The 15,181-nt window shown below is 71.6% G+C and carries 15 protein-coding genes; 8 read left to right on the top strand and 7 right to left on the bottom strand.

The window, feature by feature from the left end; genetic code table 11:
* The 4 genes from BKE38_RS21875 to BKE38_RS21860 all read right to left on the bottom strand — a co-directional run.
* A partial coding sequence (locus tag BKE38_RS21875; protein ID WP_131829680.1) for a response regulator occupies window positions 1–479 on the bottom strand: 479 nt, incomplete at its 3' end.
* A 96-nt stretch (window positions 480–575) separates the two neighbouring features.
* Entirely contained in the window at window positions 576–1,481 is a 906-nt protein-coding gene (locus BKE38_RS21870; RefSeq protein ID WP_242662537.1) for a pirin family protein, read from the bottom strand.
* On the bottom strand, window positions 1,481–2,002 hold the full coding sequence (locus BKE38_RS21865) for a histidine phosphatase family protein (protein WP_076959359.1): 522 nt from the start codon (window positions 2,000–2,002) through the stop codon (window positions 1,481–1,483). The genes BKE38_RS21870 and BKE38_RS21865 overlap by 1 nt, the downstream gene beginning before the upstream one ends.
* Window positions 2,003–2,015: 13 nt before the next feature.
* The gene (locus BKE38_RS21860) at window positions 2,016–2,822 is read right to left on the bottom strand and encodes an IclR family transcriptional regulator (RefSeq protein ID WP_076959358.1); all 807 of its coding nucleotides are present in this window, start codon (window positions 2,820–2,822) and stop codon (window positions 2,016–2,018) included.
* Between the two features lie 135 nt (window positions 2,823–2,957).
* On the opposite strand from BKE38_RS21860, the gene BKE38_RS21855 reads away from it, so the two are divergent.
* The 6 genes from BKE38_RS21855 to BKE38_RS21830 all read left to right on the top strand — a co-directional run bounded on the left by BKE38_RS21855 (window position 2,958) and on the right by BKE38_RS21830 (window position 11,225).
* Window positions 2,958–5,051, top strand: coding sequence for a 3-hydroxyacyl-CoA dehydrogenase NAD-binding domain-containing protein (locus tag BKE38_RS21855; protein ID WP_076959357.1), 2,094 nt, complete (start codon window positions 2,958–2,960; stop codon window positions 5,049–5,051).
* A gap of 5 nt (window positions 5,052–5,056) precedes the next feature.
* Window positions 5,057–6,691 (top strand): AMP-binding protein, encoded by a 1,635-nt coding sequence (locus tag BKE38_RS21850; RefSeq protein WP_076959356.1) that lies wholly within the window; start codon window positions 5,057–5,059, stop codon window positions 6,689–6,691.
* Window positions 6,691–7,869 carry an acetyl-CoA C-acyltransferase gene (locus tag BKE38_RS21845; RefSeq protein ID WP_076959355.1) on the top strand — a complete coding sequence of 393 codons (1,179 nt, stop codon included), beginning with the start codon at window positions 6,691–6,693 and terminating at the stop codon, window positions 7,867–7,869. Before BKE38_RS21850 ends, BKE38_RS21845 begins: the two co-directional genes overlap by 1 nt.
* Window positions 7,870–7,881: 12 nt before the next feature.
* On the top strand, window positions 7,882–9,072 hold the full coding sequence (locus BKE38_RS21840; RefSeq protein WP_076959354.1) for an acyl-CoA dehydrogenase family protein: 1,191 nt from the start codon (window positions 7,882–7,884) through the stop codon (window positions 9,070–9,072).
* A 25-nt stretch (window positions 9,073–9,097) separates the two neighbouring features.
* Entirely contained in the window at window positions 9,098–10,249 is a 1,152-nt protein-coding gene (locus BKE38_RS21835) for an acyl-CoA dehydrogenase family protein (RefSeq protein WP_076959353.1), read from the top strand.
* Window positions 10,250–10,439: 190 nt separating this feature from the next.
* A complete protein-coding gene (locus tag BKE38_RS21830) occupies window positions 10,440–11,225 on the top strand; it encodes a hypothetical protein (protein WP_131829679.1) in 786 nt (261 codons plus the stop codon).
* Between the two features lie 57 nt (window positions 11,226–11,282).
* Here the strand turns inward: BKE38_RS21830 and BKE38_RS21825 are convergent, their stop codons facing one another.
* Both BKE38_RS21825 and ubiA read right to left on the bottom strand, forming a co-directional pair.
* The gene (locus tag BKE38_RS21825; RefSeq protein WP_076959361.1) at window positions 11,283–11,927 is read right to left on the bottom strand and encodes a class I SAM-dependent methyltransferase; all 645 of its coding nucleotides are present in this window, start codon (window positions 11,925–11,927) and stop codon (window positions 11,283–11,285) included.
* Window positions 11,924–12,838 (bottom strand): 4-hydroxybenzoate octaprenyltransferase, encoded by a 915-nt coding sequence (gene ubiA, locus BKE38_RS21820; RefSeq protein ID WP_076959351.1) that lies wholly within the window; start codon window positions 12,836–12,838, stop codon window positions 11,924–11,926. Before ubiA ends, BKE38_RS21825 begins: the two co-directional genes overlap by 4 nt.
* A gap of 20 nt (window positions 12,839–12,858) precedes the next feature.
* Between ubiA and BKE38_RS21815 the strand changes: the two genes are divergently transcribed.
* Both BKE38_RS21815 and BKE38_RS21810 read left to right on the top strand, forming a co-directional pair.
* Entirely contained in the window at window positions 12,859–13,587 is a 729-nt protein-coding gene (locus tag BKE38_RS21815; protein WP_076959350.1) for a 16S rRNA (uracil(1498)-N(3))-methyltransferase, read from the top strand.
* 70 nt (window positions 13,588–13,657) lie between these two features.
* On the top strand, window positions 13,658–15,001 hold the full coding sequence (locus BKE38_RS21810) for a glutamate--cysteine ligase (protein WP_076959349.1): 1,344 nt from the start codon (window positions 13,658–13,660) through the stop codon (window positions 14,999–15,001).
* Between the two features lie 58 nt (window positions 15,002–15,059).
* On the opposite strand, the gene BKE38_RS33420 is transcribed toward BKE38_RS21810, so the two are convergent.
* Window positions 15,060–15,161, bottom strand: coding sequence for an adenosylcobinamide-GDP ribazoletransferase (locus BKE38_RS33420; protein ID WP_278247638.1), 102 nt, complete (start codon window positions 15,159–15,161; stop codon window positions 15,060–15,062).
* Between the last annotated feature and the right edge of the window lie 20 nt (window positions 15,162–15,181).

The raw sequence follows: 15,181 nt of genomic DNA, 5'->3' as shown, positions 1-15,181 counted from the left end.
GCGGCGCCCAGGCAGATCACCGCGGGCCTCGGCGCCGGCGGCGCGGGTCCCGGCGGGCCGAGCGGCGGCGGCCGTGGCAGTCCGCTTTCCGCCGCCGCCCGCACCCGCTCGCGGATCTCTTCCCGCTCGTCCGCGGCCGCGTCGGGCGGGGGCTTCAGCAGCACCTCGGTCACTTCGCCCTCGGCCAGGGCCAGCAGGATGGCCGGCAGCCCGGGCAGGGCCGAGGCGCCCAGGCACAGCACCACCGGCAGCGCCCGGCGGGCCAAGGCGCGCTTCAGCGCCGCCAGCCCGTCGCTCCGCGGCGGCGCGGCGTCCAGCAGGATGACGTCGGGCGGGTCGCGCTCCAGCTGGCGGGCGGCGGCCAGCGGGTCGGCGGCGGTCATCGCCTGGATGGCCGGGTCGGCGGCCAGGATGGCGGCCAGCGCCTGGCGGGGCGCCGCTTCCTCCTCCACCACCAAGGCGCGGATGCGGGGCCGCATGGCGCGGTCAGCCGGGTCCCGACGGGTGCGACAGGCGCTGCATGACTGAAAGAAAGACCCGGCCGGTGGATGGCGCGGGATGCTGGCGGGCTGCCCTTAACGCGGGGTGTCCGTGGTGCCGGCGCGGATGCGCAAAGGCTCGGGCAGCGGGATCGGCGGGCCGGGATCCTCGGGCACGCCAGCGAAGCGGCCGGCCTGCCAGTCGGCCTTGGCCTGCTCGATCCGGTCGCGGCGCGAGGAGACGAAGTTCCAGAAGAGGAAGCGCGGCCCGTCCATCACGGCGCCGCCCAGCAGCAGCAGCCGCGCCCCCGATGGCCCGGCCTGCAGGGTGATGCGGTCGCCCGCGCGGAACACCAGCATCCGGCCGGCCTCGTGGAGGTCGCCGGCGATCTGCAGCGAGCCTTCCAGCAGATAGACGCCGCGTTCCTCATGCCCGTCCGGCAATGGCAGGCGGGCGCCGGGGTCCAGCGCGGCATCGGCATAGAACAGCGGCCAGAGCGTCTCGACGGGCGCGCGCTGGCCGAAGGCCTCGCCGGCGATCAGGCGCAGGCGGGCGCCGCCATCCTCGAGCTTCGGCAACTCGGCCGCGGCGTGGTGGGCGAAGCGCGGCGCCGTTTCTTCCAGTGCCGCCGGCAGGGCGACCCAGGACTGGATGCCGTAGAGCGGCTGCGGCTGCGCCCGGCTGGCGGCGTCGCTGCGCTCGGAATGGGCGATGCCCTGGCCGGCGGTCATCCAGTTGACGTCGCCCGGCGCGATCGCCTGGCGGGAGCCGACGCTGTCGCGGTGGATGATGCTGCCCTGGAACAGGTAGGTGACGGTCGCCAGCCCGATATGCGGATGCGGCCGCACGTCCAGCCCCTGGCCGGTCAGGAATTCGCCGGGACCCATCTGGTCGAAGAAGATGAAGGGGCCGATCATCCGGCGCTCCTTCGCCGGCAGGGCGCGGCGCACCTCGAAGCCGCCGATGTCGTGGCTGCGCGGCAGGATGACGGCGTCGAGCATCAGCATTCCTCCGGTGGGGCCAGGACCAGCGCGCCCATCGGCTGGGCGGGGGTCAGCAGGCCAGGCGTCTCGCCGCGCAGCAGGGCGGCCAGCAGCTTCAGCGGGCCGCCATGGCCGACCACCACGCTACGCCCGGGCAGCGCCGCATGGAAGGCCGCGACGCGGGCGCGCAGGGCGGCGCCTGACTCGCCGCCGGGGGGCGCGTTGCTTTCCACATCGGCCGCCCAGGCATCGAAATCGGCGCGGGGAATGTCGTCCCAGGCGATGCCTTCCCAGTCGCCGAAATCCAGCTCCAGCAGGCGCTCGTCGAAGGTCACCGGCCCGCCCGCGGCGAGCGCTTCCGCCAGCGCCCGGCAGCGGCGGGCCGGGCTGCTGAAGATCGGCGCCGCATCGAGCCCCGCCGCGACGAGGCCCTGCCGCAGCGCCGCGACATCGCCATCGCCCGGCGCCAAGTCGAGCCGGCCGTAGCAGATGCCCGGGGCGATCGCCGTCGGGAAATGGCGGATCAGGGCCGCGCGCATCAACCCCGTTCCCTCAGGCGGTCATCGCCAGGTCCATGCAATGCTCCAGCTTCTGCACCACCGCGCGCAGCCGCGGCCGCGCCTCCTGCAGCAGGTATTCCGGCGAGACCAGGAAGGAGGGCGCGCCGCAATTCACCACCATCGGCGGCAGCCCGCCGCCCGGCTGGAAGCCCATGGCGATGGCGTTCACGTCGGGCTGCCAGTCGCCGAAGGAGCAGCAGCAGCCGAACTCCGCCTGCTCGGCCAGCGCCCGGCCGATGGTCGCCTCGAGCTTCGCCGGGTCGCGGGCCTGGGGGATCAACGCGGCGCGGTCGGCCGGCGTCGCCGCGGCCAGCCAGGCGCGGCCCATGGCGCTGTTGGTCAGCGAGATGCGCGACCCGGCCTCCAGGTTGACGGCGACGGCGGCGTCGCCGCGGGCCAGCTCCAGATAGACCATGCCCATGCGGTCGCGGCTGCCCAGCGCCACGATGCTGTGCGTCTCGGTCGCCAGGGTCTGCAGCAGGGGACGGGCGATGCGGCGGATGTCCAGCCCGCCCAGCATGGCGCTGCCCAGCGACAGCACCGCCATGCCCAGACGGTAGCGCCCGACGGCCGGCGCATGGTGCAGGAAGCCGAGCTCCGTCAGCGTGTGGGTCAGGCGTGAGACGGTGGATTTCGGCAGGCCGGTGCGGGCGGCGATCTCCTGGTTGCCCAGCAGCGCCTCGCCGCGGCGGAAGCAGCCCAGCACCTCCAGCCCGCGGGCCAGGGCGGTGACGAAATGCCGGTCCTCGCTGGCGGGCAGGGCGTCGTCGGCATCGCGAGGGCGGCGTTGGCGGGGCATCGGCAGGCATCCGGAACAAAGGCGGTGGCTTGACGCGCCGCGTGGTTTGGGCGACCGATATCCACCAAATGCAGAACTGAATTCTGCACTGCAGAATAAGCGCCGCGGCGCTTGCCAAGCAAGGGGGAGAAAGCCATGGCCGGAACCGTGTCCTACCGGGTCGAGGACGGCATCGCCGTCGCCACCATCGACCATGCGCCGGTCAATGCGCTCTCCGCCGATGTCCGCCAGGGCGTGCAGGCGGCGCTGGCGCGCGCGCTCGCCGACGACGCGGTGATCGGCCTGGTGCTGGAAGGCGCCGGCCGCGCCTTCGTCGCCGGCGCCGACATCACCGAATTCGGCCGCCCGCCGGTGCCGCCCGCCCTCGGCGAGGTCATCCTGGCGATGCAGGCCAGCAGCAAGCCGCTGGTCGCCGCCATCCAGGGCGTCGCCTTCGGCGGCGGGCTGGAGCTGGCGCTCGGCTGCCACGCCCGGCTGGTCGGGCCGCGGGCGCAGCTCGGCCTGCCGGAGGTGAAGCTCGGCATCCTGCCCGGCGCCGGCGGCACGCTGCGCACCCCGCGGCTGATCGGCGCCGACCGGGCGCTGCCGATGATCGCCTCGGGCGAGCCGGTGGATGCCCGCCGCGCCGTGGAGCTCGGCCTGGCCGCGGCGCTGATCGAGGGGGACCTGCTGGCCGCCGCGAAAGACACCGTGCGGCAGCTGGCCGCCGGCCCGCTGCCCGCGCCGATCGACGCCGACCGCGGCAGGCTGGACGCCCCCGGCGCGCGCGAGGCCTTCGAGAAGGCGGCGGAGGCCCTGGCCCGCCGCGCCGCCGAGGAGCCGCAGGTCGCCGCCATCATCCAGTCGGTGCGCAACAGCTTCGACCTGCCGATGCCCGCCGCGCTGCAGGCGGAGCGCGACTTCTTCGTGGCGCTGCGCGACGATCCGCGCAGCAAGGCGCTGCGCCATGTCTTCTTTGCCGAGCGCGAGGCCGCCCGCATCCCCGGCCAGCCGAAGGACGCCCGCGCGCGGCCGGTGGCGCGGGCGGCGGTGCTGGGCGCCGGCACCATGGGCGGCGGCATCGCCATGAATTTCGCCAATGCCGGCATTCCGGTGCGGATGATCGAGACCGATGCCGAGGCCCTGGCGCGCGGCCAGAAGCGCATCGCCGAGATCTACGCCGTCTCGGTCAAACGCGGCAGCCTGACCGAGGAAGCCCGCGCGCAGCGCCTGGCGCTGATCGAAGGTGCTGTCGGGCTGGAGGCGGCGTCGGAGGCCGACCTGGTCATCGAGGCGGTCTTCGAGGAGCTGGAGCTGAAGAAAGAGATTTTCGCGAAACTGGGCACGATCACGAAGCCCGGGACGGTGCTGGCGAGCAACACGTCTTACCTCGACATCGACGCCATGGCCGCCGCCAGCGGCCGCGCCGATGACGTGCTGGGCATGCATTTCTTCAGCCCGGCCAATGTCATGAAGCTGCTGGAAATCGTCCGCGCGGAAAAGACGTCGCCCACCGCCCTGGCCACCGCCGTCGACATCGCGCGCAAACTGAAGAAGGTTCCGGTCGTCGTCGGCGTCTGCTACGGCTTCGTCGGCAACCGCATGCTGTCGCGCCGCACGGCCCAGGCCGAGCGGCTGCTGCTGGAAGGCGCCAGCCCCGCCGAGGTCGACAAGGCCCTGACCGATTTCGGCTTCCGCATGGGGCCCTTCGCCATGGCGGACCTGGCCGGCCTCGACATCGGCTGGCGCATCCGCAAGGCCAATGGCACCCGCGCCGTGGTGGCGGACGCGCTCTGCGAGGCCGGGCGGCTCGGCCAGAAGACCGGCCGCGGCTACTACGCCTATCCGGAAGGGGCGCGCACCGGCCAGCCGGACGCCGAGGTGCAGGCGCTGATCGAGCGCGCCTCGGCCGCGCAGGGCATCGCCCGCCGGCAGATTTCTCAGCAGGAGATCACCGAGCGGCTGATCTATCCGATGATCAACGAGGGTGCCCGCATCCTCGAGGAAGGCATCGCGGCGCGGCCGGGCGATATCGATGTCGTCTGGCTCTATGGCTACAACTGGCCGGCCTGGAAGGGCGGGCCGATGCACCATGCCGATGCGGTCGGCCTGGCGAAGGTCGCCGAGCGGCTGTCTGTCTATGCCGCGCAGACCGGCGACGCGACGCTGCAGCCGGCGCCGCTGCTGGCCCGCCTCGCCGCCGAGGGCCAGGGCTTCTCGGCGCTGGCGGCGCAGGCCAAGGCCGCCTGACGCCCGTGCACCCCTGGGAGGCTTCCTACCCGCCCGGCTGCCGCTGGGACGCGCCGATCGAGACCGGCACGCTGACCGCCCTGCTCGACCGCGCCGCGGCCGAGCATGGCGGCAAGGCAGCCCTGGTCTATCGCGAGCGCAGCGTCTCCTTCCTGGCGCTGCGGGCGATGGCCGACCGCATCGCCGCCGGGCTGATCGCCGACGGGCTGCAGCCGGGCGAGCGCGTCGCGCTCTACCTGCCCAACACGCCCTGGCACCCGGCCTGCTTCTTCGGCGTGCTGCGGGCGGGGGGCGTGGTGGTGCATCTGTCGCCGCTCGATGCCCCGCGTGAGCTGCTGCACAAGATCGAGGACAGCGGCGCCGAGCGGCTGATCACCGTCGACTTCCCGACCCTGCTGCCCAACGCGCTGCGGCTGCTGAAGGAAGGCGGCATCGCCCGCGCCTATCTGGCGCGCGACGCCGAATGGGGCGGCGCCCGCGCCCCCGCCCAGCCCGATTTCCTTCCAATTCCCCTAGCTGAGCCATTGAAAGACTGGCCGGGCCTCGGCGAGGACAATCTGGCGCTGCTGCAATACACCGGCGGCACCACCGGCGGGCCGAAGGGCGCGATGCTGACGCACCGCAACCTGACCGCCGCCGTCAGCATCTACCGCGCCTGGCGCGATGCCGAGACGCCGCCCCCCGGCAGCCAGCGCGTGCTCGGCGTGCTGCCGCTGTTCCATATCTATGCGCTGTCGGCGGTCTTCCTGCGGCATCTGGCCGACGGCAACACGCTCTACCTCTATCCCCGCTTCGAGGTGGAGCAGGCGGTGGGCGAGATCGAGCGCCACGGCATCACCAACTTCCCCGGCGTCCCCACCATGTGGATCGCCATCCTGAACATGGCAGGGGTCGGGCTGCGCGACCTGTCCAGCCTGCAGCAATGCTCCTCCGGCGGCGCGCCGATGCCCTTCGAGGTGCAGCAGCGCCTCGAGCATCTTCTGTCCTGTCGCATCGGCGGCGGCTGGGGCATGACCGAGACCGCCCCGGCCGGCGCGCGGCTGACCCCCGACGGGCCGCGCCGCCCCGGGGTGATCGGCCTGCCGCTGCCCGGCGTCGAGCTGCGCGTCGTCGCCATGGACGATCCCGACCGCGCCCTGCTGCCGGGCGAGCATGGCGAGCTGGCCGTGCGCGGCCCGAATGTGTTTGTGGGTTACTGGAAGCAGCCCCAGGCGGCGGGGTTCCGCGATGGCTGGTTCCTGACCGGCGACCTCGGCTGGATGGACGAGCGCGGCTATTTCACGCTGGTCGACCGGCGGAAGAACATGATCATTTCCTCCGGCTTCAACGTCTATCCGGCCGCCATCGAGCAGGCGGTCTACGAGCATCCGGATGTCGAGGAATGCCTCGTCATCGGCGTGCCCGACGCCTATCGCGGCCAGGCGGCCAAGGCCTTCGTCAAGCTGCGCGACGGCGCCCCCGTCATGACGCTCGACGCGATGCGCGGCTTCCTGGCCGACCGCATCGGCCGCCACGAGATGCCCGCCGCGCTGGAGCTGCGCTCGGCGCTGCCGCGGTCGCCGGCCGGCAAGCTGCTGGCAGCCCGGCTGCGCGAGGAAGAGGAAGCCGCCCAGGCGGCCAACGACAAGGAAATGACCTGATGAGGGACGCTGTCATCGTCGCCACCGCCCGCACGCCGATCGGCCGTGCGGCGCGCGGCAGCCTGAACATCACCCATGGGGCGGAGATGGCGGCGCATGCCATCCGCCACGCCCTGGAGCGCGCCGGCGTCGAGGCGCAGGCGGTGGAAGAGGTGACCATGGGGGTCGGCTATCCGGAGGGCGCGACCGGCGGCAACATTGCCCGCGCCGGGCTGCTGCGCGCCGGCCTGCCGGTGGAGACGGCGGCCCTGGTGGTCAGCCGCTTCTGCGCCTCGGGGCTGGATGCCATCGCCGCGGCGGCGCGCCGCGTCATGCTGGACGGCGTCGATGTCGCCGTCGCCGGCGGGCTGGAATCGATCAGCCTGACGGTGCCGAAGGTCGACCGCGCCGCGTCCCGCAACCCCTGGCTGGCCGAGCACCGGCCGCATCTCTACGACAGCATGATCGAGACCGCCGACCTGGTGGCGGAACGCTACGGCATCTCCCGCCAGGCGCAGGACGAGTTCTCCCTCATGAGCCAGCAGCGCACCGCGGCGGCCCAGGCGGCGAACCTCTTCGCCGAGGAGATCGCGCCGATGGAGGTCACCTATGCGGTGACCGACAAGGCGACCGGCGAGGTGTCGAAGCACAGCAAGCTGTTCGACAGGGACGAGGGCAACCGCGCCGACACCACGCTGGAGGGGCTGGCGAAGCTCAAGCCCGTGCACGAGGGCAGGTTCATCACCGCCGGCAATGCCAGCCAACTCTCGGACGGCGCCAGCGCCTGCGTCGTCATGTCGGCCGAGGAGGCGAAGCGCCGCGGCCTGAAGCCGCTCGGCATCTTCCGCGGCTTCGCCAGCGCCGGCTGCGAGCCGGAGGAAATGGGCATCGGCCCGGTCTTCGCCGTCCCCCGCCTGCTGCAGCGCCAGGGGCTGACGGTCGCTGATATCGACCTTTGGGAGCTGAACGAGGCCTTCGCCAGCCAGTCGATCTATTGCCGCGACCGCCTCGGCATCCCGCAGGAGAAGCTGAACGTGAATGGCGGCGCCATCTCGATCGGCCATCCCTTCGGCATGAGCGGCGCGCGGCTGGTCGGCCATGCCCTGCTGGAAGGACAGCGCCGTGGCGTGAAGCGCGCCGTCGTCACCATGTGCGTCGCCACCGGCATGGGTGCCGCGGCGCTCTTCGAGATCTGCTGAGGGAACCGCGCCATGGAGCTCCGCCACACGCCCGAGGAAATCGCCTTCCGCGACGGACTGAGAAAAACCTTCCGCGAGAAGATCCCGGCCGAGATCCGGCAGAAGGTCAGCGAAGGCCGCCACCTGTCGCGCGACGAGATCGCCGCATCCCACCGCATCCTGCATGCCGAGGGGCTGGCCACGCCGAACTGGCCGGTCGAATGGGGCGGCAAGGATTGGACGCCCGTGCAGCGCTACCTCTATGTCGAGGAGGTGCAGTTCAACGCGGTGCCGATGCCGCTGTCCTTCAACGTGGCCATGGTCGGCCCCGTGATCGCCAATTTCGGGTCGCAGCAACAGAAAGAAAAATTCCTGCCCGCCACCGCCAGCCTGGACATCTGGTGGGCCCAGGGCTTCTCCGAGCCCGGCGCCGGCTCGGATCTGGCCAGCCTGAAGACCTCGGCGAAGCGCGAGGGCGACCACTACGTGGTCAACGGGCAGAAGACCTGGACCACCCTCGGGCAATATGCCGACTGGATCTTCCTTCTCGTCCGCACCGACCCCGCAGCGAAGAAGCAGCAGGGCATCTCCTTCCTGCTGGTGGATATGAAGACGCCGGGCATCACCGTGCGCCCGATCATCACCATCGACGGCGCGCATGAGGTCAACGAGGTCTTCTTCGACGACGTCAAGGTTCCCGTCGAGAACCTGGTCGGCGAGGAGAACAAGGGCTGGGACTACGCCAAGTTCCTGCTGTCCAACGAGCGCACCAACATCGCCCGCATCGGCTTCTCCAAGGAGAAGCTCGAGCTGGTCAAGGCGCGGGCGAAGGAGACGCCCAGCGGCGAGGGCATGCTCTGGGACGACGCCGATTTCCGCCGCCGCATCGCCATCGCCGAGATCGAGCTGAAGGCGCTGGAGATCACCCAGATGCGGATGGTGGCGGCGCAACGGCACCGCGCCTCGGACAAGCCGGACCCGACCTCCTCGATCCTGAAGATCAAGGGGTCCGAGATCCAGCAGATGACGACGGAGCTGATGATGACCGTCGCCGGCCCCTTCGCCGCCGCTAGCCCTGAGCATTCGCACAACGCCCCCCCGGTCGGGCCGGACTGGGCGGAGGCCGTCGCGCCGCAGTTCTTCAACTACCGCAAGGTGTCGATCTACGGCGGCTCGAACGAGATCCAGCGCAACATCATCGCCAAGGCCTTCCTCGGTCTGTAAGCGGCGCGACGCCAGGAGAAGCACCATGGATTTCGATCTGACCGAGGATCAGCGCCTGCTCAAGGACAGCGTCGACCGGCTGATCCAGGACAATTACGGCGACTTCGAGAAGCGGAAGACGCATCAGGCCGACAGCCGCGGCTACAGCCCGAAGCTCTGGGCGCAGTATGCCGAGCTCGGCCTGCTCGGCCTGCCGTTCAGCGAGGAGCAGGGCGGCTTCGGCGGCTCGGCGGTCGACACCATGAACGTCATGGAGACCTTCGGCCGCGGGCTGGTGCTGGAGCCCTACCTCGCCACCGTCGTGCTCGGCGGTGGGTTTCTCCGCTTCGGCGGCAGCGCGGCGCAGCAGGCGGCGCTGATCCCCGGCATCGTCGACGGCAGCACCACCCTGGCCTTCGCGCAGATCGAGGCGCAGTCGCGCTACGACCTGTTCGACGTCGCCACCACCGCCCGCCGCGTCGGCTCCAGCTGGCTGCTGAACGGCGCCAAGAGCCTGGTGCTGCATGGCGACAGCGCCGACCACCTGATCGTCTCGGCCCGCACCGCCGGCAGCCGCCGCGACCGGGACGGCATCTCCCTGTTCGTCGTCCCCGCCAAGGCGGCGGGGGTGTCGCGCCGGGGCTATGCCACCCAGGACGACCTGCGCGCCGCCGAGATCGCCTTCGACAGCGTGCTGCTGCCGCAGGACGCGCTGCTGGGCGAGCCGGGCGCCGGCCTGCCGCTGATGGAGCGGGTGGTCGATGCCGCGCTGGCGGCCCTCTGCGCCGAGGCGGTGGGCGCCATGGGGGCGCTGCACGAGCTGACGCTGGACTACCTGAAGCAGAGAAAGCAGTTCAACACGACGATCGGCAGCTTCCAGGCGGTGCAGCACCGGGCGGCCGACATGCTGGTGGCGCTGGAGCAGGCGCGCTCCATGGCGATGTATGCCGCCATGATGGCCGAGCATCCGGATGCCGCCACCCGCCGCCCCGCCATCGCGGCCGCCAAGGCGCTGATCAACCGCTCGGCCGAGCTGATCGGCAAGGAGGCGATCCAGCTGCATGGCGGCATCGCCATGACCATGGAGTACAAGGCCGGCCACTACTTCAAGCGGCTGACCATGCTGGGCAGCCAGTTTGGCGAGACCGACCAGCACCTCCGGCTGGTCGCCGAACGGGGGCTGACCGAGGCCGCCTGAGCCGCTGCCGTGGACGGCACGATTCGCTGTCCACGGCACACCTCCTGGCAAGGAAGCTGCGCCATTCTGCGCTTTGCCGGCATGGCACCGACCACGCTTGCGTGAGGCGCTTTTCCAGCGCGACACGAGGCGGTGAGAAACGAGTCGTGGCCATTCCTCGCAGGTCGCAACGGGATTAACCGGGGCAGCGATGACACAAGCCATTTCTCTCCCGGACCGGCCGCTGACCGTGAAGCCGCCGGTCACCACCATGCGGGCGTTGTGGATCCTGCTGCTGTGCCTGGCGGGCGCGGCGGGTCTCGGCGCCTGGGTCGGGCTGGGCATCGCGCCCAGCCTGCGCACCGACTACCTGATCCGCGACACCGCGCAGCCGTCGAATACGGGGCGGGTGTCGGACGGGCGGTGCCGCACCAAGATCGTGCTCACCACCTGCGACGTCACCCTGACCATCCGCCCGGATGGCATGACGCCGGTGCAGCGCAGCGCGCATTACTTCTTCGTCGATGCCCACAGCGGCAATTATGACGTGGAGGTCATGTATGACCCGGCGCATCCGGAATGGGTCAGCACCTCGCTCGGGCTGGACATGCTGTGGAACCGGCTGGCCTGCGCGGCGGTGCTGGTCTTCGGCGCGCTGGCGGCGCTGCTGGGCGGGTTGCGCTACTGGATGACGAATGCGGCGTTGCGCGGCCGGCTGCGCAAGCAGCTGTCGGGCCGGCGGATGCGTCCCGTCCAGGCGGAGCTGCTGCAGGCCGACAATGGCCGCTGGGTGGTGGCCGACGAGGCCGGGCGGCGCCACAGCTGGAACGTGCCGCCCAAGGCGCGTCCCTTCTTCATGCCCGATGGCTCGCGGGTGCTGGCGGTGACGCCGGTGGATGATGTGGGCTTGGCGGAGCCGATGGTGTTCCCGCTGGACGAGCAGCTGAAATGGATCGACCTGACGCCTGCCGAGCGTGAGGCGCTGAACCCGGCCTGAAGACCAGAAAAAAGATGGGGGCCCGGGGGAATTCCTTCCCCCAGCCTTTCTTTTTGTTCAGGGGGTGACCCGAAAGATGGTCACGTCCCGGAAGTCCCGATCCTCCAGCTCCCGCGTGGTGGGCACCCGCATCGTGGCGATGGGGGTGAGCCCGTCTTTCGGCAGATAGGCCCGCCCCGGATCGGCGATCAGCACGGTGGCTCCTTCGGCCGCCAGCCGCCGCAGCCAGGGCATGATGTGCCCGGTCATCGGCGCCTCGTAGCAGACGTCGCCGGCCATGACGGTGTCCCAGCGCCGCGGGGCGCCGACCACGTCGCCGGTGTCGGCCGCGACCGCCACCCCGTTATGCGCCGCGTTCAGCCGGGTTGCCGCAATGGCCAGCGGGTCGATCTCGGCCGCCTCGACGACGGCCGCCCCGGCGCGGGCGGCAGCGATGGCGGCGAGCCCCCCGCCGGCGGCGAAGTCGAGCACGCGCTGCCCGGCGACTTCGATGGTCCCGTCCAGGATCAGCCGCGCCAGCACCTGGCTGCCGGGCCAGGCGAAGGCCCAGAAGGGCGGCTCGATGTTGCGGCTGGACAGCCAGGTCTCGCTGGCCTGCCAGATCGGGGTGATCTCGGTGGCGAGGTGCAGCTCGACCTCCGGCACCAAAGCCGGGCGGGCCAGCGCCGTGTGCGCGGCGATGAAGCGGGCTGCGTCGTTCAGGGCACGATCCGCCCGAGCAGGAAGGCCAGGCCGACCAGCAGCCCGACCTCGCGGTTGCGCTGGAACAGCTTCAGGCACAGGGCCGGGTCGTGGATGTCGAGGCGGCCGATCTGCCAGGCCAGCAGGCCGGCCGGCGCCAGCATGGCGGCGAAGAACAGCGCGCCCAGGCCGGCGGCCTGGCCCGCCGCCAGCAGCAGCGCGACAGCCCCGGCATAGCAGGCGATCAGGAAGGGACGGGTGTTCTCGCCGAAGCGGCGGGCGGTGCTGCGCACGCCGACCAGGGCGTCGTCCTCGCGGTCCTGATGGGCATAGATGGTGTCGTAGCCGAGGATCCAGAGAAAGGCCGCGGCGTAGAGCAGCAGCCCCGGCGCATCCAGCCGCCCGGTCGCCGCCGCATAGCCCATCGGCGCGCCCCAGGAGAAGGTCAGGCCGAGGACCGCCTGCGGGAAGTCGGTGACCCGCTTGGCCAGCGGATACAGCGCAACGGGCACCAGCGAGACCACGCCCAGCACCCAGCATAGCGGGTTCAGCTGCAGCAGGATGGCCAGCCCGATGGCCAGCAGCAGGCCGAGGAAGGCCAGCGCCTGCCGGGGCCGCACCGCGCCCGAGGCCAGCGGCCGCCCGGCGGTGCGCGTCACCTGGCGGTCCAGGTCGCGGTCCCAGAGGTCGTTGACCACGCAGCCGGCGCCGCGCATGACCACCGAGCCGATGCCGAACAGCACCCCCAGCCACAGCCCCGTCGCGAGGTCCGGGGCGGCCAGGGCGAAGGCCCAGAGCGCCGGCAGGAAGAGCAGCCAGGAGCCGATCGGCCGGTCCAGCCGCATCAGCAGCGCATAGGGCCTCAGACCCAGGGGGAGTTGCGCGACCCAGCCGAGCGCGCGGATATCGGTATGCGGAATCACGAACGTCATTAGCCTCGCCGGAGCGCCCCATGTCCACCCCACGCCTCTATGTCGACGCCGATCTGGCGGCGGGCCAGGAAGCGCCGGCTTTGCCGGGCCAGGGCCACTATCTCGGCCAGGTCATGCGCAAGGGCCCGGGCGACGCCGTCACCCTGTTCAACGGCCGCGACGGCGAGTGGCAGGCGCGGATTTCCTCCATCAGGAAGGACCGCGCCGTCTTCACGCCGGAGACCCTGCTGCGCCCCCAGGCCTCCGGCCCCGACCTGCGGCTGCTGCTGGCCCCGGTGAAGCGCGACGCCATGGACTGGATCGTCGAGAAGGCGACCGAGCTCGGCGTGCGGAGCATCCAGCCGGTCTTCACCGCCCGCTGCGTCATCGGCCGGGTCAACCTCGAACGGCTGGCCAGCATCGCCCGCGAGGCGGCCGAGCAATGCGAGCGGCTGGACCTGCCCGTCATCGCCGAGCCGCTCGACCTGCACCGCGCCCTCGACGCCTGGGACGGCGCCCCGCTGCTGGTCGGCGATGCGCGCAGCAATGCACGGCCGCTCAGCGTGGTTCTGGCCGGCCGCCGCCCGCCGCTCGGGCTTCTGGTCGGGCCGGAGGGCGGTTTCACCGACCAGGAGCTTGACGCCGTGCGCCGGCGTCCCTTTGTTTCACCGGCTGCGCTCGGCCCGCGGATTCTGCGGGCGGAGACGGCAGCGGTTTCGGGACTCGCCGTGCTGCAGGCATTGGCGGGGGACTGGGCCGCTCCCTCCTGACTATTCTTTTCTCGATCAAGCCGAATCACGCCCGGGCGGTGCCCCGCGCGGGGGCGCATGGAAGGTATGCATGTCCAATCCCGGCGAGGCCGATCTCACGCCGATCACCTCCCTGCGCCAGCTGGCCGAATGGTTCGCGGTCGGCAGCAAGCCCCGCGCCGACTGGCGCATCGGCACCGAGCACGAGAAATTCGGCTTCCGCCATGCCGGGCTCGAGGCCCCGGCCTATGAGCCCGACGGCATCCGCGCCATCCTCGACGGCCTGACCGCGCGCGGCTGGGAGCCGATCCTCGACCGCGGCAACCCGATCGGGCTGAAGCGCGGCGGCGCCTCGATCAGCCTGGAGCCGGGCGGCCAGTTCGAGCTGTCAGGCGCGCCGCTGGAAGACCTGCACGGCACCGCCGCCGAGCTCGCCGACCACCTGGCCGAAACCCGCCTGGTCGCCGGGCCGATGGGCATCGGCTTCGCGCCGCTCGGCTTCCATCCGCTGGCCAGGCGCGAGGACATGCCCTGGATGCCGAAGGGCCGCTACGCCATCATGCGGCAATACATGCCGCGGGTCGGTGCCATGGGCCTCGACATGATGCTGCGCACCTGCACCGTGCAGGTGAACCTCGACTTCGGCGACGAGGCCGACATGGTCGAGAAGCTGCGCGTCAGCCTGGCGCTGCAGCCGCTGGCCACCGCGCTCTTCGCCAATTCCCCCTTCCGCGAGGGCAGGCCCTCCGGCCTGCGCACGCTCCGCGGCCGCGTCTGGACCGAGACCGACCCCGACCGCACCGGCATCCCGGCCGTGGTCTTCGAGCAGGGCTTCGGCTTCGAGCGCTTCGTCCAGCATGTCCTCGACGTGCCGATGTACTTCATCATGCGGGACGGCGCCTGGATCGACGCCACCGGCTCGACCTTCCGGGACTTCATGGCGCGCGGCCTGCCGGGCCACCCCGGGGTGGAAGCCACCATGGGCGACTGGGCCGACCACGTCACCACGGTCTTCACCGATGTCCGGCTGAAGCGCTTCCTGGAGATGCGCGGCGCCGACGCCGGCAGCCCGGAGATGATGGTGGGCCTCTCCGCCTTCTGGACCGGCCTGCTCTACGACGACGCCGCCCAGAAGGCCGCCGCCTCCCTGGTCCGCCCCTGGGCGGTCGAGGCCGTGCAGGCGCTGCGCATCGCCGTCCCCGAAGGCGGCCTGACCACCCCCTTCCAGAACCGACCCCTGCGTGACCTGGCCCGCGAGGTCCTCGCCATCAGCCGCGACGGCCTCCGCGCCCGCGGCCTGGGCGAGGAACGCCACCTCGACGCGGTGGACGCGGTGGTCGCCAGCGGGGAAACCCAGGCGGACCATTGGCTGCGGCGCTATCAGGAAGCCTGGGGGCAGGACGTCTCCAAAATCTTCAAGGAAGCCGCCGTCTAAGGCAGGGGCTCCGCCCCTGACCCCGCCGGGGGAACTGAGTTCCCCCGGACCCCCGCATTCATAAGCACACGCTCAACACGGCAAGCTCCGCCAGCACGGCACAGGCGCCCAGCACATCGCCGGTATGGCCACCCACCTGGCGCCACGCCAACAGCGCCACCACCCCACCCACGCCCAAAG

The sequence above is a fragment of the Teichococcus deserti genome (assembly GCF_001982615.1).
In the GTDB taxonomy this organism is placed as follows: Bacteria; Pseudomonadota; Alphaproteobacteria; order Acetobacterales; family Acetobacteraceae; genus Pseudoroseomonas; species Pseudoroseomonas deserti.
This window is presented reverse-complemented; position numbering and strand designations above follow the sequence as displayed.

What these genes read in the sequence shown, in the direction of transcription:
- BKE38_RS21855 (WP_076959357.1), top strand. Translation starts at nt 2,958, where the DNA reads ATGGCCGGAACCGTGTCCTACCGGGTCGAGGACGGCATCGCCGTCGCC.
- BKE38_RS21870 (WP_242662537.1), bottom strand. Translation starts at nt 1,481, where the DNA reads ATGCTCGACGCCGTCATCCTGCCGCGCAGCCACGACATCGGCGGCTTC.
- ubiA (WP_076959351.1), bottom strand. Translation starts at nt 12,838, where the DNA reads ATGACGTTCGTGATTCCGCATACCGATATCCGCGCGCTCGGCTGGGTC.
- BKE38_RS21840 (WP_076959354.1), top strand. Translation starts at nt 7,882, where the DNA reads ATGGAGCTCCGCCACACGCCCGAGGAAATCGCCTTCCGCGACGGACTG.
- BKE38_RS21845 (WP_076959355.1), top strand. Translation starts at nt 6,691, where the DNA reads ATGAGGGACGCTGTCATCGTCGCCACCGCCCGCACGCCGATCGGCCGT.
- BKE38_RS21830 (WP_131829679.1), top strand. Translation starts at nt 10,440, where the DNA reads ATGACACAAGCCATTTCTCTCCCGGACCGGCCGCTGACCGTGAAGCCG.
- BKE38_RS21835 (WP_076959353.1), top strand. Translation starts at nt 9,098, where the DNA reads ATGGATTTCGATCTGACCGAGGATCAGCGCCTGCTCAAGGACAGCGTC.
- BKE38_RS21815 (WP_076959350.1), top strand. Translation starts at nt 12,859, where the DNA reads ATGTCCACCCCACGCCTCTATGTCGACGCCGATCTGGCGGCGGGCCAG.
- BKE38_RS21860 (WP_076959358.1), bottom strand. Translation starts at nt 2,822, where the DNA reads ATGCCCCGCCAACGCCGCCCTCGCGATGCCGACGACGCCCTGCCCGCC.
- BKE38_RS21865 (WP_076959359.1), bottom strand. Translation starts at nt 2,002, where the DNA reads ATGCGCGCGGCCCTGATCCGCCATTTCCCGACGGCGATCGCCCCGGGC.
- BKE38_RS21810 (WP_076959349.1), top strand. Translation starts at nt 13,658, where the DNA reads ATGTCCAATCCCGGCGAGGCCGATCTCACGCCGATCACCTCCCTGCGC.